Annotated in this window: 26 protein-coding genes; 11 read left to right on the forward strand and 15 right to left on the reverse strand. The window is 58.1% G+C overall.

Going from position 1 to position 20,916, the window contains the following annotated elements; all coding sequences use genetic code 11:
- Position 1: 1 nt before the first annotated feature.
- Together kdsA and GOW48_RS09790 are read left to right on the forward strand one after the other, a co-directional pair.
- Positions 2-835: a 3-deoxy-8-phosphooctulonate synthase gene (kdsA, locus tag GOW48_RS09785; RefSeq protein WP_170753308.1), complete on the forward strand. Its 834-nt coding sequence runs from the start codon at positions 2-4 to the stop codon at positions 833-835.
- A 15-nt stretch (positions 836-850) separates the two neighbouring features.
- Complete coding sequence (locus tag GOW48_RS09790) at positions 851-2,347, forward strand: phosphomannomutase/phosphoglucomutase (protein ID WP_170753310.1); 1,497 nt, start codon at positions 851-853, stop codon at positions 2,345-2,347.
- A 35-nt stretch (positions 2,348-2,382) separates the two neighbouring features.
- On the opposite strand, the gene GOW48_RS09795 is transcribed toward GOW48_RS09790, so the two are convergent.
- On the reverse strand, positions 2,383-4,338 hold the full coding sequence (locus GOW48_RS09795; RefSeq protein WP_170753312.1) for an AsmA family protein: 1,956 nt from the start codon (positions 4,336-4,338) through the stop codon (positions 2,383-2,385).
- 95 nt (positions 4,339-4,433) lie between these two features.
- Between GOW48_RS09795 and rimO the strand changes: the two genes are divergently transcribed.
- Positions 4,434-5,822 (forward strand): 30S ribosomal protein S12 methylthiotransferase RimO, encoded by a 1,389-nt coding sequence (rimO, locus tag GOW48_RS09800; RefSeq protein ID WP_170753314.1) that lies wholly within the window; start codon positions 4,434-4,436, stop codon positions 5,820-5,822.
- A 104-nt stretch (positions 5,823-5,926) separates the two neighbouring features.
- On the forward strand, positions 5,927-6,289 hold the full coding sequence (locus GOW48_RS09805; RefSeq protein WP_170753316.1) for a hypothetical protein: 363 nt from the start codon (positions 5,927-5,929) through the stop codon (positions 6,287-6,289).
- A gap of 6 nt (positions 6,290-6,295) precedes the next feature.
- On the opposite strand, the gene GOW48_RS09810 is transcribed toward GOW48_RS09805, so the two are convergent.
- Both GOW48_RS09810 and GOW48_RS09815 read right to left on the reverse strand, forming a co-directional pair.
- A complete protein-coding gene (locus GOW48_RS09810; protein ID WP_170352386.1) occupies positions 6,296-6,652 on the reverse strand; it encodes a diacylglycerol kinase in 357 nt (118 codons plus the stop codon).
- 125 nt (positions 6,653-6,777) lie between these two features.
- Complete coding sequence (locus tag GOW48_RS09815; protein WP_170352385.1) at positions 6,778-6,966, reverse strand: hypothetical protein; 189 nt, start codon at positions 6,964-6,966, stop codon at positions 6,778-6,780.
- 216 nt (positions 6,967-7,182) lie between these two features.
- Between GOW48_RS09815 and GOW48_RS09820 the strand changes: the two genes are divergently transcribed.
- On the forward strand, positions 7,183-7,425 hold the full coding sequence (locus GOW48_RS09820) for a CDGSH iron-sulfur domain-containing protein (protein WP_170753318.1): 243 nt from the start codon (positions 7,183-7,185) through the stop codon (positions 7,423-7,425).
- Here GOW48_RS09820 and GOW48_RS09825 read toward each other — a convergent pair.
- The 5 genes from GOW48_RS09825 to GOW48_RS09835 all read right to left on the reverse strand — a co-directional run bounded on the left by GOW48_RS09825 (position 7,422) and on the right by GOW48_RS09835 (position 9,355).
- Complete coding sequence (locus GOW48_RS09825; protein WP_170753320.1) at positions 7,422-7,679, reverse strand: DUF6455 family protein; 258 nt, start codon at positions 7,677-7,679, stop codon at positions 7,422-7,424. The two genes, GOW48_RS09820 and GOW48_RS09825, sit on opposite strands and share 4 nt — an antisense overlap.
- On the reverse strand, positions 7,679-7,951 hold the full coding sequence (locus GOW48_RS22780; protein WP_414478914.1) for a DUF6455 family protein: 273 nt from the start codon (positions 7,949-7,951) through the stop codon (positions 7,679-7,681). Before GOW48_RS22780 ends, GOW48_RS09825 begins: the two co-directional genes overlap by 1 nt.
- On the reverse strand, positions 7,939-8,214 hold the full coding sequence (locus GOW48_RS22415; protein ID WP_234899418.1) for a DUF6455 family protein: 276 nt from the start codon (positions 8,212-8,214) through the stop codon (positions 7,939-7,941). The genes GOW48_RS22780 and GOW48_RS22415 overlap by 13 nt, the downstream gene beginning before the upstream one ends.
- A 68-nt stretch (positions 8,215-8,282) precedes the next feature.
- Positions 8,283-8,651 (reverse strand): YigZ family protein, encoded by a 369-nt coding sequence (locus GOW48_RS09830; RefSeq protein ID WP_170753322.1) that lies wholly within the window; start codon positions 8,649-8,651, stop codon positions 8,283-8,285.
- Positions 8,648-9,355 carry a M48 family metallopeptidase gene (locus GOW48_RS09835; RefSeq protein ID WP_170753324.1) on the reverse strand — a complete coding sequence of 236 codons (708 nt, stop codon included), beginning with the start codon at positions 9,353-9,355 and terminating at the stop codon, positions 8,648-8,650. The genes GOW48_RS09830 and GOW48_RS09835 overlap by 4 nt, the downstream gene beginning before the upstream one ends.
- 123 nt (positions 9,356-9,478) lie before the next feature.
- On the opposite strand from GOW48_RS09835, the gene GOW48_RS09840 reads away from it, so the two are divergent.
- Positions 9,479-9,727 carry a hypothetical protein gene (locus GOW48_RS09840; RefSeq protein WP_170352379.1) on the forward strand — a complete coding sequence of 83 codons (249 nt, stop codon included), beginning with the start codon at positions 9,479-9,481 and terminating at the stop codon, positions 9,725-9,727.
- Here the strand turns inward: GOW48_RS09840 and GOW48_RS09845 are convergent.
- Entirely contained in the window at positions 9,715-9,990 is a 276-nt protein-coding gene (locus GOW48_RS09845) for a DUF167 domain-containing protein (RefSeq protein ID WP_170753326.1), read from the reverse strand. The two genes, GOW48_RS09840 and GOW48_RS09845, sit on opposite strands and share 13 nt — an antisense overlap.
- 136 nt (positions 9,991-10,126) lie before the next feature.
- On the opposite strand from GOW48_RS09845, the gene GOW48_RS09850 reads away from it, so the two are divergent.
- Entirely contained in the window at positions 10,127-10,705 is a 579-nt protein-coding gene (locus GOW48_RS09850; protein WP_170753328.1) for a nitroreductase family protein, read from the forward strand.
- The gene (locus GOW48_RS09855) at positions 10,705-11,400 is read left to right on the forward strand and encodes an EI24 domain-containing protein (RefSeq protein WP_170753330.1); all 696 of its coding nucleotides are present in this window, start codon (positions 10,705-10,707) and stop codon (positions 11,398-11,400) included. The genes GOW48_RS09850 and GOW48_RS09855 overlap by 1 nt, the downstream gene beginning before the upstream one ends.
- Positions 11,401-11,403: 3 nt before the next feature.
- Here GOW48_RS09855 and GOW48_RS09860 read toward each other — a convergent pair whose 3' ends face one another.
- Together GOW48_RS09860 and mce are read right to left on the reverse strand one after the other, a co-directional pair.
- The gene (locus GOW48_RS09860; RefSeq protein WP_170352376.1) at positions 11,404-11,679 is read right to left on the reverse strand and encodes a DUF1467 family protein; all 276 of its coding nucleotides are present in this window, start codon (positions 11,677-11,679) and stop codon (positions 11,404-11,406) included.
- A gap of 16 nt (positions 11,680-11,695) precedes the next feature.
- Entirely contained in the window at positions 11,696-12,100 is a 405-nt protein-coding gene (gene mce / locus GOW48_RS09865) for a methylmalonyl-CoA epimerase (RefSeq protein ID WP_170352375.1), read from the reverse strand.
- A 137-nt stretch (positions 12,101-12,237) separates the two neighbouring features.
- Between mce and GOW48_RS09870 the strand changes: the two genes are divergently transcribed.
- Complete coding sequence (locus tag GOW48_RS09870) at positions 12,238-12,954, forward strand: response regulator (RefSeq protein ID WP_170753332.1); 717 nt, start codon at positions 12,238-12,240, stop codon at positions 12,952-12,954.
- A 1-nt stretch (position 12,955) separates the two neighbouring features.
- The gene (locus tag GOW48_RS22620; RefSeq protein ID WP_269149637.1) at positions 12,956-13,090 is read left to right on the forward strand and encodes a hypothetical protein; all 135 of its coding nucleotides are present in this window, start codon (positions 12,956-12,958) and stop codon (positions 13,088-13,090) included.
- Between the two features lie 47 nt (positions 13,091-13,137).
- On the opposite strand, the gene aspS is transcribed toward GOW48_RS22620, so the two are convergent.
- From aspS to GOW48_RS09890, 4 genes are all read right to left on the reverse strand, one after another.
- Positions 13,138-14,913: an aspartate--tRNA ligase gene (gene aspS / locus GOW48_RS09875; protein ID WP_170753335.1), complete on the reverse strand. Its 1,776-nt coding sequence runs from the start codon at positions 14,911-14,913 to the stop codon at positions 13,138-13,140.
- Between the two features lie 79 nt (positions 14,914-14,992).
- Entirely contained in the window at positions 14,993-15,664 is a 672-nt protein-coding gene (locus GOW48_RS09880; RefSeq protein ID WP_170753337.1) for a CPBP family intramembrane glutamic endopeptidase, read from the reverse strand.
- Positions 15,661-16,308, reverse strand: a complete 648-nt coding sequence (locus GOW48_RS09885) for an aminotransferase class IV family protein (RefSeq protein WP_170753339.1) — start codon at positions 16,306-16,308, stop codon at positions 15,661-15,663. The genes GOW48_RS09880 and GOW48_RS09885 overlap by 4 nt, the downstream gene beginning before the upstream one ends.
- On the reverse strand, positions 16,263-17,390 hold the full coding sequence (locus tag GOW48_RS09890; RefSeq protein WP_170753530.1) for an aminodeoxychorismate synthase component I: 1,128 nt from the start codon (positions 17,388-17,390) through the stop codon (positions 16,263-16,265). The genes GOW48_RS09885 and GOW48_RS09890 overlap by 46 nt, the downstream gene beginning before the upstream one ends.
- Positions 17,391-17,566: 176 nt before the next feature.
- Here GOW48_RS09890 and carB point away from each other — a divergent pair, with 176 nt between their 5' ends.
- Entirely contained in the window at positions 17,567-20,911 is a 3,345-nt protein-coding gene (carB, locus tag GOW48_RS09895) for a carbamoyl-phosphate synthase large subunit (RefSeq protein ID WP_170753341.1), read from the forward strand.
- Positions 20,912-20,916 lie beyond the last annotated feature (5 nt).

Consider the following 20,916-nt stretch of genomic DNA (forward strand, 5'->3'; position numbering starts at 1 on the left):
CATGAAACATGTAAAAATCTCCGATCTCACGGTCGGCAATGATCTGCCTCTGACAATCATTGCCGGCCCCTGCCAGCTTGAAAGCGCCGATCATGCCCAAATGATCGCCGGTAAAATGAAAGAGGCGTGCGATGCCGCGGGCGCGCAATACGTGTTCAAGGGCTCGTTCGACAAGGCCAACCGCACCTCGATAAATGCCGCCCCTGCTTTGGGGTTGGAAAAGGGGTTGTCCGTTCTGCAATCGGTCAAGGACAGCATCGGGGTGCCAGTTACTACCGATGTACATGAGAAAGAACAATGCGCCCTAGTGGCCGAGGTGTGCGATATCCTTCAGATCCCTGCGTTTCTGTGTCGCCAGACTGCCTTGCTTAAGGCGGCAGGCGCAACAGGCGCGGTGGTGAACGTCAAGAAAGGACAGTTCCTGGCCCCTTGGGACATGCAAAATGTTGCTGCCAAGATCGAAAGCACCGACAACCACAACATCATGTTGACCGAGCGTGGCGTCAGCTTTGGCTACAACCGTCTGGTGGTCGATATGCAATCGCTACCGGAAATGGCGCGAACCGGGTATCCGGTGATCATGGACGCCACGCACACTGTGGCTCAACCCGGCGGTTTGGGCGGCGCATCAGGTGGCCAGCGCGAATTTGCGCCTGTTATGGCGCGTTCGGCCGTTGCCGTTGGCGTTGCTGGCGTCTTTATGGAAACGCATCAGGATCCGGACAATGCGCCATGTGATGGCCCGAATATGATTTACCTGGATCAGATGCCTCAACTGATTGATACATTGATGCGATTTGATACGCTTGCCAAAGCCAATCCGATTCAGATTTAACAACCGAGATTCTTGATGACCAAACCACTCCCCGAGGTGACCCCGAATACCTGGACATTTCTGCGCGACGCAATGATCAAGCCAACGGGTTTTCGTGAATACGACGCGCGTTGGAAATACCCCGAAGAGATCAACTTGCCGGGCATGACAGCGCTGGGTCTGGGTCTTGGAACACAGATGCGTCGCCGCGGAATCGCGCCGGTGATCGCGGTTGGCAACGACTATCGAGACTACTCTCTTGCGATTAAGAACGCACTGATCCTGGGGCTGATGCAGGCGGGGATACAGGTCAAGGATATTGGCCCGGCACTTAGCCCGATGGCTTACTTCGCGCAGTTCCATCTGGATGTGCCTGCGGTTGCGATGGTCACGGCCAGCCACAACCCGAACGGCTGGACAGGGGTTAAAATGGGGTTTGAGCGTCCGTTGACCCATGGTCCCGATGAAATGTCCGAGCTGCGCGACATCGTTCTGAACGGCGAAGGTCAGCCGCACGAAGGCGGTTCGTATGAATTTGTCGACGGGGTGAAAGAGGCGTATATCGACGATCTGGTCGGCGATTTCAAAGTGTCCCGCCCGCTTAAAGTCGTCTGCGCGACGGGCAATGGAACTGCGTCGGCCTTCGCACCCGAGGTCTTTGAACGGATGGGGGTCGAGGTTGTACCCAGTCATAACCGGCTAGATTATACCTTTCCCAACTACAACCCCAACCCCGAAGCCATGGAGATGTTGCACGACATGGCCGACAGCGTGAAATCCAGCGGTGCCGACATGGCGCTCGGGTTTGACGGTGATGGCGATCGTTGCGGCGTTGTAGATGACGAGGGCGAGGAGATATTTGCCGACAAGGTCGGAGTGATCATGGCTCGCGATCTGGCCAAGCTGTACCCGAATTCCACCTTTGTGGCCGATGTGAAATCCACCGGCCTGTTTGCCAGTGACCCCGAGTTGCAGGCCCACGGCGTAAAAGCGGATTACTGGAAGACGGGCCACAGCCATATGAAGCGGCGGGTTAAGGAAATCAATGCGCTAGCTGGTTTCGAAAAGTCGGGCCACTACTTCTTGGCTGAACCCATCGGGCGTGGTTATGATTGCGGGATGCGCGTGGCGGTTGAGATCTGCAAGCTTATGGATCGAAACCCCGACAAAAGCATGTCTGATCTACGCAAGGCCCTCCCCAAGACTTGGTCGACCCCGACCATGTCACCCTACGCGGCGGATACCGAAAAATACGACATCCTAAAGCGTCTGGTCGACAAGCTGGTCGCCAAATCCGAAGCTGGCGAGACTTTCGCAGGGCGCAACATAAAAGAGGTGGTCACTGTCAACGGAGCCCGTGTCATTCTGGACAATGGCAGCTGGGGATTGGTTCGCGCATCGTCCAACACGCCCAATCTGGTTGTCGTATGCGAAAGCAGCGAAAGCGAAGAAGAGATGCGTGCGATTTTCGCTGATATCGACGCCGTTATTCGAACGGAACCTGGCGTCGGCGACTACGACCAAACCATCTGAACCGGCATGGGGTGCACTTTACGCCCCCTGCCCTCTCAATCAGCGCCCAAGAGTTTCAATAACCCTTTTGCAGCCTCTTCCTGCAGCTTGTTTTTTACCGCATCTTCGATGCTTTCCGTGTCGGTCACCGTAACTCCAAGCTCATCGCCAACCTTTTCCAGAACTTTTTGCTTGGCATCATCCTCCAACTCTTTGACTTTGCCCTCTGCTGCCGCTTCAAGCACTTTACTTAAGTCAGGTTGGATCGATGGATTGCTCCAGGGGCCGACAATGCGAACGGGTACCGAAAGCCCCTGACCTGCGTTAGCCCGCAATGCTGTAGGGGTGAAAAGATAATCGATGTCACGCGCGCCAATGCCCACACGCCCCTCACCATCCGCACGGAAATTCTTGAGTGACATCAACAAGTCGTCGTTCCTAAGCACGCCTTGATCCAAGGTGAAACTTGCTGAAAGGCTGTTGAAGACGGTTGTCCCACCCGTTTCCGAGCTGCGCCCCATCAGACGGTCCAGATCAAATCCGCTGATGACCCCGGCGCCAACATCCATCCGCCCATCGCCGCTGAGCGAGCGCATGATCTGATCTTCGGTTTGGCCGACACCGAGGAACTTGAACGAACCTGTCCCAGTCCCTGACAGACGATCGACACCCGCAAGCGCAGTCAAAGCCTGTTCGATGTCGATGCCCTCGGCCTTGAGGTCACCGCCGACCGACAATCCGCTTCGGTTATTGGCTACGACCTGCCCGGTCAACTGACCCGAAAACAAGCTGGCCGGATTCATCTGTAGAACTGCGCGAGACCGATCAAGGTTCAGCGTCAGATCACTGGGGCCCAAGGTCAGTCCCGGAACCGCGATCGAGCTGGCCTTCAGCCGAATTTTTCCGTTCGCCAGTGCCAAAGCCGATGCGTCGATAGGATCGGTGGACCACCCTGTGTCTTTAACCGGACCTGTGCTTGTTTCGCCTGACCGGCCTGCCGGGGCCGTGTTGTATTTCGACAGGTCCAAGTCACCAGCGTCCAGCCGCGCCGTGATTTGTGGAGGATCCGAGATCAGAATATCCGCCTCGCCGGTCACTCGGTTTTCGTCCAGTTGAGCAACCATATCGCGAACAGAAATGCGACCATCCTGCGTGTAAGTCATATACCCCGATATGTCTGCCGCCGTCCCCAACCCCAGTGGTACGCCAACGCCAGCTTGACCGAAGGCTGCCAACATCCGCTCGGTGTTTTGCGTTCTGACGTGGAAATTGCCGTCCATCTCACCAGCGAGGTTAACGCGGCCGTCAAATCGAACTTCTCCACCAGGTGCGGTCAACGTCACGGTCAAAGGCGTCGCGACACCCGAAGCATAGGTGGGAAGGTCAGGAATCGTCAGATCGACGTCCACAGCACCACCCGGCACCTTCATTTGGGCTTCGAGGGTCATAGGCGCACTCGGGTCCGGCCAACTTGCGGCCAGATCGACATTGTCGAAATCATACCGAGTGGAACCATTCTCGACATAGACAAGCCGCGCGTTCGTTAACTGCAGACGGTCCAATGTCACCGCGCCTTGCTGCCCTTGCGCTGGGGTCGCTGCTGCGCTGGTGGTGCCCTCAGTCGGGGTTGCCGAAGTGAACTCCCAGTTCCCGCGCCCATCCGACAATTCCAGCCGCAGTGTCGGGTTTTCGGCAATGATCCGTTTGATCCGCAAATCGCCCCCCATCAGCGCCGCCGCGTCAACGCCCACGGCCAGGCTTTGGGCGCTCAGCATCGGATCGGAGCCTGCCCAAGGCGCGTTGCCAAAGGCAACGGGGCCGGTTTCCATTCCCAAGACAGGCCAGAACGATAAACGGACATCGCCCGACAGGTTCAGATCGCGCCCGGTTTCCGCTTTGACCTGCTCAGCCAGTATGGATGCCAACTTGTCACTTGGCATCAGTAGCAAAGCGCCGATTACCAGCCCAAGCACCGCTATAAAAAGGAAAACAATGCGCAACAGCCATTTCATTTTTCTGCTCTCCGCCCTTCGGCTTGTTTGGAAATGATCATTCTTGGCCTTCAGTGCATTTGCAAGGGGAAGCGTTCCCCACTATATGCCGCGCCATGAGTACAAACCCGCCGAACCTCCGCCCCGACCTGGCGCCTGCCGCCCGGATCACCGAAGCGCCCCGCGCGAACCAGCCGACCATTGGTATGGTGTCGCTGGGTTGCCCTAAGGCTTTGGTGGACAGTGAACGCATCCTGACCCGTCTGCGGGCGGAAGGGTACGGTATTTCTCCGGACTATTCAGGGGCGGATGCCGTGATCGTGAACACCTGCGGGTTCCTTGACAGCGCCAAAGCAGAATCACTGGACGCAATCGGAGAAGCTCTGGTCGAAAACGGCAAGGTTATCGTCACGGGCTGTCTGGGGGCCGAGCCGGATTACATCCGCGAGCATCATCCGCGCATCATGGCCGTCACCGGGCCACATCAGTATGAACAGGTGCTGGACGCCGTGCATCAGGCGGTTCCACCAGATCCCGATCCGTTCGTAGACCTGCTGCCCGCCGCCAGCGTGCAATTGACCCCGCGCCATTACAGCTATCTGAAAATATCCGAGGGCTGTAACCACAAGTGCAAGTTCTGCATTATCCCCGACATGCGCGGTAAGCTGGCCAGCCGCCCGGCCCACGCGGTGCTGCGCGAGGCCGAAAAGCTGGTCGACAATGGCGTGCGCGAGCTGCTGGTGATCTCTCAGGACACGTCGGCCTATGGGTTGGACCGCAAATTTGACGTGAACCCGTGGAAAGATCGCGAGGTCCGCAGCCACATCACCGATCTGGCGCGCGAGCTGGGGCAATTCGATGCCTGGGTACGCCTGCACTACGTCTATCCCTATCCGCATGTGCGCGAGTTGATCCCGCTGATGGCAGATGCGGGCTGCAACGTGCTGCCCTATCTGGATATTCCGTTCCAGCACGCCCATCCAGACGTTCTGAAACGTATGGCACGCCCGGCGGCGGCTGCCAAAACGCTGGACGAGATCGCCGCATGGCGCGCCACCTGTCCCGACATCACCCTGCGTTCGACCTTTATCGTCGGCTATCCCGGTGAGACCGAGGCCGAGTTCCAGACTTTGCTGGATTGGATGGACGAGGCGCAGCTGGATCGCGTTGGCTGCTTTCAGTACGAAAACGTGGACGGGGCGCGCTCGAACGATCTGCCTGATCATGTCCCGGCCGAGGTCAAACAGAACCGCTGGGAACGCTTCATGGAAAAGGCGCAAGCGATATCCGAGGCAAAGCTTGCCGCAAAGGTTGGACAAACGCTGGACGTGATCGTGGATGAGGTCGATGACGAGGCCGCCACCTGCCGCACCAAGGCCGACGCGCCCGAGATCGATGGCAATTTGTTCATTGACGAAGAGTTCGCAGATCTCAAACCCGGCGATATTGTCTCGGTCGAAGTGGATGAAGCGGGGGAATACGATCTCTGGGGCAAACTGGCCTGATCGGTCACTGATTATAGTCGAAGCGTGAGCCGAGTTTATTGGAGATCAACCACTCGGCGCCCCACATAGACATGAGACCTCAACACGCAAGAAGGAGGGTTATCATGACTAAACTGCGTCCCTTCGCGGCGAAATTAGCAGTGGCGGTGCTTGCCGCTCAACTGATTGCGGCCCCTGCCGCCGCTGACCACCGACATGGCAGTTCGGCCAAAGTTACGCTTTCCGGGGTGAAATCCTTCGGCATTTCGCATCGCGGAAAAGCGCGGGTACATCGGCATTTTATCGCGCCGAAAGTGCATAAACCTGCTGCAAAAGCAAAATTACATCACGCGAAACCGGTAAAAAAGCACCATCGCTCGTCGTTCAAGCGGCACAAAAAGAAATACTATAAATACTATACGCCGCGACGCCATGGGTTTCGACATCATAAATTCCATCGCGGGTTTGCAAGATATCGAATCAAATAGCCTACGTCAGATCAGTGTGATCAGGCCAATAACCCATACAACCCCGGCGGCAACGGCTGTCAGCGCAACCGCCGCGCTGGCGGCGTCCTTGGCTTGACCAGCCAATATGCTGTGATCGGTGGATGTGTGATCTACAGCCCGTTCGATCGCCGTGTTGAACAGTTCGGCGACCATAACCAATATGCCCAGCACGATGATTAGCGCGCGCAGACTGCCTGTAAGAGGCAAAGCTACCGCAAGCCCAGCGGAAATGAGATTAGCCCAGCCCCAAACACGAAACGAATACTCGTCGCGCCACGTGGCGGCCAGTCCTTGCCAACTCCAGACTGTGCGGTGTTTTAATCGGATCAGAAAGTTTTTCATGCGCCCTCTGCATAACAGTAGAGCGGACAAAACCTCAATCCGGGGGCTGCAGGCAAGAAAAAACCGCCCAAAGGGCGGCACGTTTCTGGAAACGGGCGACCCTGCGAAGGTCGCCCGCGATATGGTTATTGTGCGACCGGGTCACAAACTGTCTGACCTGCTTCGGTCGTTGCCAGCTGAGTACCCGCAGGGCAGCTTGGGTTTCCAACCTTGTCGTATTCAGGAGTGATATAAACCGGTGCCGGTTCTTCCTGTTGCGAACACGCGCCCAAGATCAATGCAAACGCGCCAACTGTAGCGAATTTCAATTTCATGTCCGTCATTCCTTTATTAATTTCCTGATATTCCCCAGAAATTCGGGGCCAGTCTCAAAATACGACTTCGCTGGCAAATTTGCAACAAATCCGATCACAAAAATGTGAGGCCAGCAATTCTACGCCGTTGTGGCGGAATATCCGACCGTTGCTGGAGTTTCAGAGGATTTGAACTAGAACCATCGGACAACACACGCCAAGAAAAGGAGCAGCCTAATGTCAGATGCGCCAATTATCGCTCAGAAAGCCCCATACCCGGTCGAGGTGACCGAGGGCAAAAACTACTTCTGGTGTGCGTGCGGACAGTCTAAGCGCCAGCCGTTTTGCGATGGGTCTCACAAGGGAAGCGGTATTGAGCCGGTAAAATACACCGCGGAAAGCACCAAGAAGGTGTTTTTTTGCGGGTGCAAACACAGCGCTAATCCGCCGCTTTGCGACGGATCCCATTCAAAGCTCTAAGCCTTCAAGGCGTTCAAAGTCTCGGCATTGGCGCAAAAGCCGGGGGCCTTGTCGGCCCCTGCTTGCTGGTCCGCAAGCCATCTGGCGCATTGACCGCTGCATTTCGAGGCCCTGCATCGCGTCACCATAGTCGCGTAGTCATCTGTACTGAGCCTGCCCTCTGCCATTGCCTCCGACAGCGATAGGTCGATACATCTGGCCATAGACCGCGTAAGCCAGAAATGCATCTCCACTTCGCCTAAAACGTCCCGCATTATTGGGTCTCCTGCATTTGTTGCACCTTTAGTTCTGCAAACCGCTCTCGGTTTGGGCAGGTCTGCGGCGCGCATACCGCATTTTGAGCATCAGACAGCCAGTCTGGGCATCGTTCGGCCCAATTGCATCCCTGACAGGATCTCACCATTCTTGCCCAATCCTGCTGACTAAGACGCCCTTGTCGGTGAGCCGAAGTCACATCTGTGCCTGTCGCCTTTCCCATACGCAGCACCAGCCGCAGATGAGTCATAACGTTCCCTAATTTTTGCATGACATAGCCGCCGACGAGACCAGTTGAGAAAACAGATCCTTATTGCGGCAATATTCTGGTGCCGACGGCGATGTCGCGTCTTGCTCCATTAGGGTTTTGCAATGTCCGGGATTTCCGCATTCCGTGCAACGCAGCACCGCCTCTGATATCTGATCGATCGAGACATCCCCCCGGATCGCCGCATCTTCAAGGTCGATACCGACCCGCGTTGCCATTCGATCAACGAGACTTGCGTGCTGCTTCAACGTTTCTCGGCTGGGCATTCGGCATCCTTTCCCTGACACGTTTTGATCAGAGTATCCGAAAGCTGCTGCGACGCCCTTGACTCAGGTCAACACTCTGCAACGATCTGGTCCAGATAGGCTCGTGTTGCATCCTGAACGCGGCGGAACCGGTCTCCGCCCAGTTTTTTACCACCATACCAACGCGTTACGATGATAACGTGCCCGTCCAAAGCCGCACGTTCCATCATCCGCAGAATAACCATGGCAGCCCCGGCTTCACCGTCGTCCGCCTTTAACGCACCCGTCGGCAGTGTCGCAGCCCAAGTGTTGTGCGTTGCCTTGGCATAACTCTTATCCGATTTCAGCGTCTTCAGAACGACTTCCACATCGGCCCGCGATGCGACCGGAGCACCCGACACGGCGTATTTTGATCCCCGGTCAGCCAGAACCACCCCCAAGCATTTCAACCCGGTCATTGCGTCAACCCAAGCTGGCGCGCTGTATCCACCACAACCTGAACCCGTTTTGCATTGGGCGGATGAGTGCTTAGAAAACTGTCTTCGGGGTCTAGAATGCGATCGAAGTACTTGGCCCCAACAAGTGGGTTATAACCTGCCTTGTAAGTGATAACGGTACCAAGCGCGTCGGCCTCGAGCTCGAAGTCCTTGATATAGACTTGCGCCCCGACCTGAGCACCTAGCTTCTGCGCCTCTTCCACATCTGCACCTTGCGCCCCGCCAAGCCGGGCCAGTTCACCAAAAATGGCAGCACTTTCGCGGGCATTCACCGATTGCCGGGGAATGTGCCGCAGGATGTGATGGGCGGCCTCATGCCCCATAACAAAGGCCAATTCATCCGCATTCTCAGCCGACTGAATCATGGCCCTTGTAAAGATGATTACCGGCTGATCCTTATCGTCCAGCGTTTGAAAGGCATTTGCGGGGGCTTTTGGGTTCAGGTCAACAACAATGGTAAAGTCGCAATTCCTGACACCTTCCCGTTTCAGGCATTCACTGCGAGCCTGTCGGCCCACCCTCCGGCTGATCTCCTGAAAAGCGGTTGCCTGAACCGCAAAACCGGCAGAATCCTGTTGCCAGTCTTCAACGGGTTGAACACGCAGCGTATTGGCTGTGCAAGCTGCCAACACCACAGGTAAAATCAAAGCAATCAGACGGCGCATTCATCATCCCTTTAAACGGTCCTGCCGCTTTTTTCGACCATAGCGCGCCCAGAATAAGACCGCCACTGGTTGAATGCGTTTGAACGGGTTGCAATGGCGTTAAACGCCCGGCAATCTGATCACATGTTTTCGATTGAGCATGAATTCGACTCGACAGTGATTACTCTGGTGGACGAGGGCCAAAAGCCTTTGCAGGAGGACGTAATCATCAACAATTTTGCCGAATGCGTCACGCTGGAACAACTGGATCCACGGACCGACACAGTGCAAAAAATTACACTATCGCCCGAACAGGTTCGGGATCTGGCTGCTGCCCTTGACCTGCCCGAGGGGGTTTACCAGATTCACGAGACACCGGATCAAGGGTCATAGACAAACAGCTTGTCCCGTGATGTCTGCCCCCGCCTTAGTGTCAGTGAAGTCGCCGGAACGCCTAACGCAATCGCAAGAACCCGGCGCACTGCGTCGTTGGCCTTACCTTCGGCGGGCGGGGCGGTGACGTAAACGCGAATTAAACCGCCATCAAGCGTGATACGGTCCAAGGCAGCTTTGGATGTTACCTTTACATTGATCTCAGCCCCCGGAAGAGCAATCCCGGTTAAATCCGGCACGTTTCGCATTTTTGGCTTTGCCATACGGATCTCCTGTCCCCAAACACTCTTGCACCCTATGGCGTGGGATGGAAATGATCCTCGTAGTCCAGCCGTTTGCTCTTGAAACCTGCCAGATGGTCAACCAGATACAATCTGCCTATGTGAAGGAAGTTAACATATGTCCTTGAAGAACCCGGCCGCCCTTGAGTTTCTGCAAACGCGCCGGTCCCGGCCCGCAAAGACGCTGGTCGCCCCTGCCCCGACCCGAGAAGAGCTGTTGCCTTTGCTGACAGCCGCCGCTCGCAGCCCCGATCACGGCAAGCTGGAACCGTGGCGGTTTATTGTGATCGAGAAAGGCGCGATGCCCAGGCTTTCTGCCCTGACACAGACCTGCGGCGAGCGTTTGGGCAAAACTCCGGAAGATATCAATAAGACCCGCAGCCAATTCGACATGGGTCAGTTGGCTGTCGCCGTGGTTGAGGTCCAAAAACCGTCTGACAAGGTGCCTTCTATCGAGCAGACGTATTCGGCAGGCACGGTTTGCCTTGGCTTGCTAAACGCGGCTTTGGCGGCCGGTTGGGGGGCAAACTGGCTGTCTGGCTGGCAATCGCATGACCCCGAATTCTGCCGCGAAGCTTTGGGTCTAAAGGACAATGAACGGATCGCAGGCTTTATCCACATCGCCACAGAATCTGTCACACCGCCTGAACGCCCCCGACCCGATGTGACCGCACTGATCGAATGGGTGTCCGAATGATGATCCTCAACGCGTTCTTCGCGGCGCTTGGTCAAATCGGCGACCCGAAGTTCCGCTCGGTCCTTTTACGCGGTGTCGGGTTAACGATCATTCTTCTGATTGCGGGCTGCGCAGCGGCGATTTGGTTGATTAACTGGTTGGCAAGCAGTGAAATCTCATTGCCTTGGATCGGTACAGTCTCATGGCTGAACGACGTGCTGAACTATTCGGGCATCTTTGTCGTTCTGGTGCTGCCGGTATTCTTGATGATGCCCGTCGCCTCGGCCATCATTTCGATGTTTCTCGAAGAGGTCGCGCAGGCGGTCGAAGACAAGCATTATCCCACGCTGCCCGCCGTACCCGGCATCCCGTTTAGCGACGGTGTCCGAGATGCGCTCAGCTTTATGGGCGTGCTGATTGTGGCCAACCTTCTGGCGTTGATCCTGTATGTGATCTTTTCGCCTTTGGCTCCGTTTATCTTTTGGGCCATGAATGGCTTCTTGCTCGGACGGGAATATTTCACTTTGGCCGCGATGCGCCGGATCGGGCGCGAAGAAGCGCGGAAGCTGCGCGCAAAACACACGTCAACCATTTGGCTTGCCGGCACACTGATGGCCATCCCACTGTCAGTACCGCTAGTGAACCTTGTGATTCCGATCATTGGTGCGGCTACATTCACCCACATCTATCACAAACTGTCAGGGCCGACGCCCTGACAGTTATCCCCTGGGTTCCAACTGGTTCAGCCAGTCGAAATCGCGGACCGAGATCACGCCGGAAACGATGATCCCGGCAATAATCGCCCACAGCACCACGGAAATTCCGGTAGTGATCCACATCTTCTTTTTCATGTGGTGGACTTCCGGCGCACCCGCATGAGTACCCGGCACGATCTCGTTCAGATCCCCCTGCGTCTTGATACGGATCGGCAGCACGATCAGCAACGTCATGAACCAGATGACGGCAAACAGGACGAGTGCAGCAGTAATGGTCATGACATCCTCGCTTTGGTTAAACCTGTTCTAGCTCGACCAGACAGCCGTTAAAGTCCTTGGGGTGCAGAAACAGCACCGGCTTGCCATGCGCCCCGATCTTGGGCTCACCAGATCCCAGCACGCGGGCGCCAGTTTCCTTCAGATGATCACGGGCCGCGATGATATCCTCGACCTCATAGCAGACATGGTGGATGCCGCCAGCGGGGTTCTTTTCCAGAAATCCGTTGATCGGGCTGTCATCGCCCAGCGGATACAGCAGTTCGATCTTGGTGTTTGGCAGTTCGATGAACACAACGGTCACCCCGTGATCGGGCTCGTCCTGCGGTGCACCGACTTTGGCGCCCAGCGCGTTGCGGTACTGCGCCGATGCGGCCTCTAAGTCAGGCACGGCGATGGCGACGTGGTTCAGACGACCAATCATGGAACTCTCCTCTGTTCTCTGCGTTGCAGCGGTTATGGGGCGTGTCCGGGCAAAGAACAAGTGCGCCAAATTGCCGTTAACGTCGTGTTAGCCAGAAGTTCCTAGCCTGAAGGCATCTGCTGAATAGGAGTTCTGCCATGGACGATTCGAACCCCTTCACCTCGCCCGCGCAGCCAACGGCGACGCGGCCGCTGCTGGGTCAAACGATTTTGGTTGTCGAAGACAGCCGCTATGCCTGCGATGCGATACGCCTGATGTGTTTGCACTCTGGCGCACGTATTCGACGCGCAGATTGCTTGAAATCGGCCCGTAGACACCTGCAGATTTATCGCCCCTCGGTAATTCTGGTCGATATGGGCCTGCCTGACGGGTCAGGCGCTGATTTGATCGCCGAACTAACTGAGGCTGTGCCGCGGATCGGTGCCATTCTGGGTATGTCCGGGGATGATTACGCACAGAAGGATGCGCAAACCGCAGGGGCCGATGGGTTTTTGGCCAAACCCCTAAAATCCCTTTCCTATTTTCAGAAGTCGATTTTAGAGCGTCTGCCCGCGGACCGCCGCCCTCACAGTCTGCACGCTGTCCGGGACGAAGTTATTCACCCGGACCCAATGGCCTATCAGGACGATATGGCCCATATCGCTGATGTTCTTGCCGGGCCGAACGATCACCGAAGTTTGGACTATGCGGCGCAGTTCTTGCGTGGCGTTGCACGCGATGCCGAAGACGCGATTCTGGCTGAAGCTGCCAGCAAACTTGCTGAGTCACGCGCGAGTGGCACTCCGGTAACGGCACTTGCGGCTCAGGTGGCCGGCATTGTTCAGGCACGACTTGAACAGCGCGAGGCTATCTGAGATGGCAACCGCCTATTTTGTAACCGCAGGTTTGGTCTGCCTGTGGGCTTATTGCCAGGCAAGACTTGCAGCACGCAATATTAGGGCAGCCCGCGACGAGGTCAGCGATCCGCTGGAAAAGACCGGACGGATATAGCTTGGCGTACAGAAAAAACCCGCCGCAAAGGATGCGACGGGTTTTTGTTATTCCTGCGGGATGATCCTCAGTCCCAGTTCCATCAACTGATCCGAGCTTGGATCGGACGGAGCGTCCATCATCAAATCTTCGGCGCGTTGGTTCATCGGGAACATCATGACTTCGCGGATGTTGGCTTCATCCGCCAGCAACATCACGATCCGGTCAATACCTGCAGCACAACCACCGTGGGGCGGTGCGCCATAGTGGAACGCGTTGAACAACGCACCAAATCGAGATTTCACCTCATCCGCACCATAGCCTGCCAGCTCAAAAGCTTTCAACATGATCTCGGGCTTGTGGTTCCTGATCGCACCTGAGACCAGCTCATACCCGTTGCAGGCCAGATCGTACTGATAGCCGCGCACGTCCAGAGGGTTGCCGTTCAGCGCCTCCATACCGCCCTGCGGCATCGAGAACGGGTTATGTTCAAAGTCGATCGCGCCGGTTTCTTCATCCTGCTCATAGATCGGGAAATCGACGATCCAGGCAAAGGCAAAGCGGTCTTTTTCGGTAAGACCCAGCTCATCACCGATCACGTCACGAGCTTTACCAGCCACCTTTTCAAAGGCCTTCGGCTTGCCACCCAGGAAGAACGCCGCGTCCCCGACACCCAGGCCCAGTTGCTGACGGATCGCCTCGGTGCGCTCGGGGCCTATGTTTTTGGCCAGTGGACCTGCGGCTTCCATCCCATCGCCCTGATCGCGCCAGAAGATGTAGCCCATTCCCGGCAGACCCTCTTTCTGCGCAAACGCATTCATACGGTCACAGAACTTGCGGCTGCCGCCGGTCGGCGCCGGGATAGCGCGAATTTCGGTACCCTCCTGCTCCAACAGCTTTGCGAAAATCGCAAAGCCAGACCCGCGGAAGTGGTCGGAGACCACTTGCATTTTAATAGGGTTCCGCAGGTCGGGCTTGTCGCTGCCGTACCACAGGGCCGCGTCCTTGTAGGATATCTGCGGCCATTCCTGATCCACTTTGCGGCCACCGCCGAATTCTTCGAACACACCGGTCAGAACCGGTTGGATCGTGTCAAACACGTCCTGCTGCTCGACAAAGGACATCTCAAGGTCAAGCTGATAGAAATCGGTGGGCGAGCGGTCGGCGCGAGGGTCTTCATCGCGGAAGCACGGAGCGATCTGGAAATACTTGTCGAAGCCCGACACCATGATCAGCTGTTTGAACTGCTGCGGGGCCTGCGGCAGCGCATAGAACTTGCCCGGATGCAGGCGCGAGGGCACCAGAAAGTCGCGCGCGCCTTCGGGCGAGGACGCCGTGATGATCGGCGTCTGATATTCGCGGAAGCCCTGATCCCACATGCGGCGGCGCATCGAGGACACAACGTCCGAGCGCAGGGTCATATTCTGCTGCATCGCCTCGCGGCGCAGGTCCAGATAGCGATAGCGCAGGCGGGTTTCCTCAGGGTATTCCTGATCACCGAAGACCATCAACGGCAGTTCGTCGGCAGCACCCAGCACTTCCAACTCGCGCACGTAGACCTCGACCTCGCCGGTGGGCAGTTTTGCGTTCACCAGTTCCGGGTCGCGCGCTTTGACGGTGCCGTCGATGCGGATACACCACTCGGACCGGACCTTTTCCAGCTCGGCAAAGGCGGCGCTGTCGCCGTCGCACAGCACCTGCGTCACGCCGAAATGGTCGCGCAGGTCGATGAACAGCACGCCGCCGTGATCTCGGACCCGATGCACCCAGCCGGACAGGCGGACGGTTTCACCGACATTGGCGGCGGTCAGAGCGGCGCAGGTGTGGCTGCGATAGGCGTGCATGGATCATATCCCTTCGGGCGCAGAATTCGTCGCGCCGATACACCCCGTCGGGCCGCGAAAGTCAAGGCAGGTATCCCGCTCAAAACGGCCTTTGCACGTTACCCGAGTAGAAATAGATGCCCAGACCGACCGCAAAGATGATGTTCCCGGCAATTGCGTGCAGCAGCACCGCGTAGAAAAACGAGCCGCGCCTGCGATAGGCCCAGGTGAACAGCAGCCCGCCCGCAAAGGTCATGATGGCGACGATCCAGCTCCAGTACATCAGATGCGCCAGCGAAAACAGCGCGGCGTTCAGCAGATAGGCCGCACTGCCACCCGGCAGGATCGCGTGATAGCGGCGAAAGAACAGCGACCGGAACAGCAGCTCTTGCGGCAGAGCCGAGACAATCGGATAGAACATCCAGATCACCAACAGCATCTGCGGCCGTTCGCGCAGCAGAAAAAAGGCCGCCTCGGGCCGGGCGATCATGACCACGGCCACACAGAACCCGGTCATCAAGATTGCGAAAATGGCGACTTCGGTCCAGGACCAGTTGTACGGGTTGTATCGAAGCTCTGCCCACGCAAATCCCGGTGTGTAATGCAGCAGGACGATGCCGATGGCCGTAAAGGTAAATAGCGACGGAAACATCCAGTTCGGCGGGAAAAACACCGCGATCAACACCGGTACTGCAACAAAAAACAGACAGAACTCGAGCCGCAACCGCAATAGCGGTGCCGCACTTTCGGCCCAATCGGTTTGTTTGCTCACTGTATTGCCAACTCCGCCCGGATCAGACCACGTAGAGAATTTCCGACATAGAGTTTTTCCGCGTTTTGCAGATCGGTCAAGGTCACCGGGGCTGCGGTAACCTGTTTATTATCCAGCAATTCTTCGCGCAGAATGCCAGGCAGGACGCCGCTGAACAACGCAGGTGTCAATCGCCGGCCATCCGCCATGTGTACAAACAAGTTGGTGATCGTGCCCTCACAAAGTTCATCGCGCTCGTTCAGGAACAGCAACTCATCTATCCCCGGTGGCAGCGATGCGCGGGCGTCATCGTACAAAGCGCGCTGCGTTGTCTTGTGCTGCAACCATACATCCGAGGCCTGCAGACGCTGGTCCGCTATTGCCACCCGCCAGAGCGGCGGGTTCTCGGCCAGTGCGCCGGTCGTCACCTCTACAGCGCCCGCTGCGTCCAGCGTCAGGCGACAACGCAGAGGGGATGTACCCGCGACACCTTCCAAAGCGGCAATAGCTCGGTCCCGATCAAACGGCACTCCTAGCGCCGCAGCGGAGCGACCCATGCGGGCCAAATGGCGATCACGGCGCACAAACCCCTGCCCCGGCCGGAAGGCCAGCGTTTCGATCAGGCGGAAGTCAGGATCATCTGGCGGGCGAAGCGGGCTTTCCATAGCGCCTCCTCATATTCGGATGGGGCGGTGCTGTCCCAGACCACGCCGCCGCCCACATTCAGTGTGGCTTTGCCGCCCTCGACCATCAGCGTGCGGATGGCAACGTTAAATTCCGACCGCCCATCCGGCGCGGCCCAGCCGATGGCACCGCAATAGATGTCGCGGGGCCAGGGTTCGAGATCGGACAGAATCTCCATCGCGCGGATTTTGGGCGCACCGGTGATCGAGCCGCAGGGGAAAAGCGCCATCAGAATGTCCGAAAGCTCGGCCCCCAGATGCAGCTGCGCCTGCACCAGCGAGATCATCTGATGCACGGTCGCATAAGTTTCGACCTTGAACAGTTCGGGCACGTTGACCGAACCGGGCAGCGCCACACGGCTGATATCGTTGCGCAGCAGGTCGACGATCATCAGGTTCTCCGCCCGGTTCTTTGCATCGGTCGACAGGAAATCGCGGCGGCGGGCGTCTTCGGCCAAGTCTTCGCTGCGCGGTTGGGTGCCTTTCATCGGGCGCGTTTCGATCAAACGGTCGGCATCGGTACGGAAAAACAGCTCGGGCGAGCGGCTGAGCAAGTCAGGCAACCCGTCCTGCTGTACGAGCGCGCCGTGGCCCACGGGCTGACCCGCCGCCAGCGCGGCATAAAGCGCAGCGCTGGCGCCTTCGAGCATCAGGTCAATCGGAAAGGTCAAGTTTGCCTGATAGATATCGCCCGCGCCGATGGCCTCGTGCACTCGGTTGAAGGCGCGAGTATAACGCGCTTCGTCCCAGCGAGGCGCGAAACCGGTCACTCCGCCCGCAGGCGCAGGCAAGTCGCTTTGGGCTGGCGCGTCAAAGACGCCAAAGCACAGCAATGGCAGGCGACGGCCCTCGGGCATCCGCGCGGACAACCTCGGCTCCAGCGCATAACTAAGCTCATAGCTGGCATAACCGGCCAACCACGCACCATCCGCGCGCGCGGAATCCAGCGCCTCCAACGCGTGGGGCACGTCCTCCGCGCGGTCGGCGCGGATCACCTGCGTGGGCCGGTCAAAAGTGGTCCCTTGCCCGGCCGGGCCCTGATCGAAACGAATACGCACCTGCATCCTCATTTGCCGTGCTGCGCGGTATAGAGAATACGGTGCCGAGGGAAAGAGGGGAAAGCGGCAATTTCACCCCTGTTTCCGATACCCCTTGAACCTTTTCGCGCTGTCCCTATAACGCAGGACAATTTGGGCGCTTGGGGGTGCCCTGACTCGCGAACAATTGAAGGAATGTGGCCATGCCGAGAAGAACCGACATCAAGTCGATCATGATCATCGGGGCGGGGCCCATTGTCATCGGTCAGGCATGCGAGTTCGACTATTCCGGCGCTCAGGCATGTAAAGCGCTGCGCGAAGAAGGCTACCGGGTCATTCTGGTGAACTCGAACCCTGCCACGATCATGACCGACCCCGGTCTGGCCGACGCCACCTATATCGAGCCGATCACCCCCGAAGTTGTTGCCAAGATCATCGAGAAAGAGCGCCCCGACGCGCTGCTGCCCACCATGGGCGGGCAGACCGGGCTGAACACTTCGCTAGCGCTGGAAGAGATGGGCGTGCTGGATAAGTTCGGCGTCGAGATGATCGGTGCCAAGCGTGACGCCATCGAGATGGCCGAAGACCGCGCACTGTTCCGCGAGGCGATGGACCGGCTCGGCATCGAAAACCCCAAGGCCGAGATTGTGACCGCCCCCAAGGACGCGGACGGCAAGAAAGATCTGGACGCGGGCGTAGCGCTGGCGCTTGAGACGCTGGAGACCGTCGGTCTGCCCGCCATCATCCGCCCCGCCTTTACATTAGGCGGCACCGGCGGCGGCGTAGCCTATAACCGAGAAGACTATATCCATATTTGCCGCACAGGCATGGATGCGTCCCCCGTGGGTCAGATCCTGATCGACGAAAGCCTGCTGGGCTGGAAAGAATATGAGATGGAGGTGGTGCGCGACACCGCCGACAACGCCATCATCGTCTGCTCCATCGAAAACGTCGATCCGATGGGTGTGCACACGGGCGACTCGATCACGGTTGCCCCGGCCCTGACGCTGACCGACAAAGAATACCAGATCATGCGCAACCACTCGATTGCCGTGCTGCGCGAGATCGGGGTCGAGACCGGCGGATCGAACGTGCAATGGGCGATCAACCCGGTCGATGGCCGGATGGTCGTGATCGAGATGAACCCGCGCGTGTCGCGCTCGTCTGCGCTGGCGTCCAAGGCGACCGGCTTCCCGATTGCGAAAATCGCCGCGAAACTGGCCGTGGGCTACACGCTGGACGAGCTGGACAATGACATCACCAAGGTCACGCCCGCCTCGTTCGAGCCGACCATCGACTATGTCGTCACCAAAATCCCGAAATTCGCCTTCGAGAAGTTCCCCGGCTCAGAACCCTACCTGACCACCGCAATGAAATCGGTGGGTGAGGCCATGTCCATCGGCCGCACCATCCACGAATCGATGCAAAAGGCGCTGGCCTCGATGGAATCTGGCCTGACCGGCTTTGATGAAATTGAAATCCCCGGCCTGAACGTTGGCCTATGGGATGAAGCCGACGACAAGGCCGCCGTGATCAAGGCCATCAGCCAACAGACACCGGATCGCCTACGCACCATCGCGCAGGCCATGCGCCATGGTCTGACCGACGATGAGATTTTCGGCGTAACCAAGTTCGACCCGTGGTTCCTTGCCCGCATCCGCGAGATAATCGACGCCGAGCGTCAGGTCCGCAAAGAGGGACTGCCCGTCACCGAAGACGGTATCCGCAAACTGAAAATGCTGGGCTTCACCGACGCGCGTCTGGGCAACCTGACCGGCCGGGACGAGGCCAACATCCGCCGCGCCCGCCGCAATCTGGGTGTGCACGCCGTGTTCAAACGCATCGACACTTGCGCCGCGGAATTCGAGGCGCAGACGCCCTATATGTATTCGACGTATGAGGCCCCGATGATGGGCGAGGTTGAGTGCGAGGCGCGCCCGAGCGACCGCAAAAAGGTCGTCATCCTCGGCGGTGGTCCCAACCGGATCGGTCAGGGGATCGAGTTCGACTATTGCTGCTGTCACGCATGTTTCGCGCTGACCGATCAGGGCTATGAGACCATCATGGTCAACTGCAACCCCGAGACCGTCAGCACCGACTATGACACCTCGGACCGCTTGTACTTTGAGCCGCTGACCTTTGAACACGTCATGGAAATCTTGACCAAGGAACAGGAAAACGGCACGCTGCACGGTCTGATCGTTCAGTTCGGCGGTCAGACCCCGCTGAAACTGGCCAACGCGCTTGAGGCCGAAGGCATTCCGATCCTTGGCACCACGCCGGACGCCATCGACCTTGCCGAAGACCGCGAACGCTTCCAGGCGCTGGTCAACGAACTGGGCTTGAAACAGCCCAAGAACGGCATCGCATCGACCGATGAACAGGCGCTTGAGATCGCGGACGAGATCGGTTTCCCGCTGGTGATCCGCCCTTCTTACGTGCTGGGCGGACGCGCGATGGAGATCGTGCGCGATATGGAGCAACTGAAACGCTATATCAACGAGGCTGTCGTGGTCTCGGGCGACAGCCCCGTACTGCTGGACAGCTATCTGGCCGGCGCGGTTGAACTGGACGTCGATGCGTTGTGCGACGGCACCGATGTGCATGTGGCGGGCATCATGCAGCATATCGAAGAGGCGGGCGTGCATTCGGGCGACTCGGCCTGTTCGCTGCCGCCCTACTCGCTGTCCAAGGATATCCTCGACCAGATCAAGGATCAGGCGTTCAAACTGGCCAAAGCGCTGAACGTCGTGGGCCTGATGAACGTGCAGTTCGCGATCAAGGACGATGAGATCTACCTGATCGAAGTGAACCCGCGTGCTTCGCGGACCGTGCCGTTCGTCGCCAAGGCGACCGACAGCGCGATTGCGTCCATCGCGGCGCGTATCATGGCTGGTGAGAAGCTCTCGACCTTCCCGATGCGCCCTGCCTACAAAGAAGGTCAAGACACCAAGATTGCCGACCAGATGACGCTGGCCGACCCGGACATGCCGTGGTTCTCGGTGAAAGAGGCGGTGCTGCCCTTCGCCCGCTTCCCCGGTGTCGACACCATTCTGGGGCCGGAAATGCGCTCGACCGGCGAGGTCATGGGCTGGGACCGCGACTTCCCGCGTGCCTTCCTCAAGGCGCAGATGGGCGCTGGTATGGTTCTGCCGTCTGAGGGCCGCGCATTTATCTCGATCAAGGATGCCGACAAAACACCCTCGATGCTTGAGGCGGCGCAGGTGCTGGCGGCACAGGGCTTTACGCTTGTTGCCACGCGCGGCACGCAATCATGGCTGGCGGAACAGGGTGTGGCCTGCGACGTAGTCAACAAGGTCTATGAAGGTCGTCCGGACGTGGCAGACATGTTGAAAGACGGTCAGGTACAATTGGTGATGAACACCACTGAAGGTGCGCAGGCGGTCGAAGACAGCAAAGCCATCCGGTCGATCGCGCTCTATGACAAGATCCCCTATTTCACTACAGCGGCCGCCAGCCATGCAGCCGCTTTGGCGATCAAGGCGCAGGCCGAGGGCGATGTCGAGGTCAAATCTCTTCAGGGCTGACCCCC

It is taken from the genome of Ruegeria lacuscaerulensis (assembly GCF_013033355.1).
Taxonomy (GTDB): Bacteria; Pseudomonadota; Alphaproteobacteria; order Rhodobacterales; family Rhodobacteraceae; genus Ruegeria; species Ruegeria lacuscaerulensis_A.

What these genes read in the sequence shown, in the direction of transcription:
- GOW48_RS09795 (WP_170753312.1), bottom strand. Translation starts at nt 4,338, where the DNA reads ATGAAATGGCTGTTGCGCATTGTTTTCCTTTTTATAGCGGTGCTTGGG.
- aspS (WP_170753335.1), bottom strand. Translation starts at nt 14,913, where the DNA reads ATGCACGCCTATCGCAGCCACACCTGCGCCGCTCTGACCGCCGCCAAT.
- GOW48_RS09860 (WP_170352376.1), bottom strand. Translation starts at nt 11,679, where the DNA reads ATGACCATTACTGCTGCACTCGTCCTGTTTGCCGTCATCTGGTTCATG.
- rimO (WP_170753314.1), top strand. Translation starts at nt 4,434, where the DNA reads ATGAGTACAAACCCGCCGAACCTCCGCCCCGACCTGGCGCCTGCCGCC.
- GOW48_RS09835 (WP_170753324.1), bottom strand. Translation starts at nt 9,355, where the DNA reads ATGCGCCGTCTGATTGCTTTGATTTTACCTGTGGTGTTGGCAGCTTGC.
- GOW48_RS22620 (WP_269149637.1), top strand. Translation starts at nt 12,956, where the DNA reads ATGGCAACCGCCTATTTTGTAACCGCAGGTTTGGTCTGCCTGTGGGCT.
- GOW48_RS09870 (WP_170753332.1), top strand. Translation starts at nt 12,238, where the DNA reads ATGGACGATTCGAACCCCTTCACCTCGCCCGCGCAGCCAACGGCGACG.
- GOW48_RS09890 (WP_170753530.1), bottom strand. Translation starts at nt 17,390, where the DNA reads ATGCAGGTGCGTATTCGTTTCGATCAGGGCCCGGCCGGGCAAGGGACC.
- GOW48_RS09885 (WP_170753339.1), bottom strand. Translation starts at nt 16,308, where the DNA reads ATGGAAAGCCCGCTTCGCCCGCCAGATGATCCTGACTTCCGCCTGATC.
- GOW48_RS09850 (WP_170753328.1), top strand. Translation starts at nt 10,127, where the DNA reads ATGTCCTTGAAGAACCCGGCCGCCCTTGAGTTTCTGCAAACGCGCCGG.
- GOW48_RS09815 (WP_170352385.1), bottom strand. Translation starts at nt 6,966, where the DNA reads ATGAAATTGAAATTCGCTACAGTTGGCGCGTTTGCATTGATCTTGGGC.
- GOW48_RS09855 (WP_170753330.1), top strand. Translation starts at nt 10,705, where the DNA reads ATGATCCTCAACGCGTTCTTCGCGGCGCTTGGTCAAATCGGCGACCCG.
- GOW48_RS09805 (WP_170753316.1), top strand. Translation starts at nt 5,927, where the DNA reads ATGACTAAACTGCGTCCCTTCGCGGCGAAATTAGCAGTGGCGGTGCTT.
- kdsA (WP_170753308.1), top strand. Translation starts at nt 2, where the DNA reads ATGAAACATGTAAAAATCTCCGATCTCACGGTCGGCAATGATCTGCCT.
- GOW48_RS09820 (WP_170753318.1), top strand. Translation starts at nt 7,183, where the DNA reads ATGTCAGATGCGCCAATTATCGCTCAGAAAGCCCCATACCCGGTCGAG.
- GOW48_RS09845 (WP_170753326.1), bottom strand. Translation starts at nt 9,990, where the DNA reads ATGGCAAAGCCAAAAATGCGAAACGTGCCGGATTTAACCGGGATTGCT.
- GOW48_RS09790 (WP_170753310.1), top strand. Translation starts at nt 851, where the DNA reads ATGACCAAACCACTCCCCGAGGTGACCCCGAATACCTGGACATTTCTG.
- carB (WP_170753341.1), top strand. Translation starts at nt 17,567, where the DNA reads ATGCCGAGAAGAACCGACATCAAGTCGATCATGATCATCGGGGCGGGG.
- GOW48_RS22780 (WP_414478914.1), bottom strand. Translation starts at nt 7,951, where the DNA reads ATGCAAAAATTAGGGAACGTTATGACTCATCTGCGGCTGGTGCTGCGT.
- GOW48_RS09810 (WP_170352386.1), bottom strand. Translation starts at nt 6,652, where the DNA reads ATGAAAAACTTTCTGATCCGATTAAAACACCGCACAGTCTGGAGTTGG.
- GOW48_RS09825 (WP_170753320.1), bottom strand. Translation starts at nt 7,679, where the DNA reads ATGCGGGACGTTTTAGGCGAAGTGGAGATGCATTTCTGGCTTACGCGG.
- GOW48_RS22415 (WP_234899418.1), bottom strand. Translation starts at nt 8,214, where the DNA reads ATGCCCAGCCGAGAAACGTTGAAGCAGCACGCAAGTCTCGTTGATCGA.
- GOW48_RS09830 (WP_170753322.1), bottom strand. Translation starts at nt 8,651, where the DNA reads ATGACCGGGTTGAAATGCTTGGGGGTGGTTCTGGCTGACCGGGGATCA.
- mce (WP_170352375.1), bottom strand. Translation starts at nt 12,100, where the DNA reads ATGATTGGTCGTCTGAACCACGTCGCCATCGCCGTGCCTGACTTAGAG.
- GOW48_RS09840 (WP_170352379.1), top strand. Translation starts at nt 9,479, where the DNA reads ATGTTTTCGATTGAGCATGAATTCGACTCGACAGTGATTACTCTGGTG.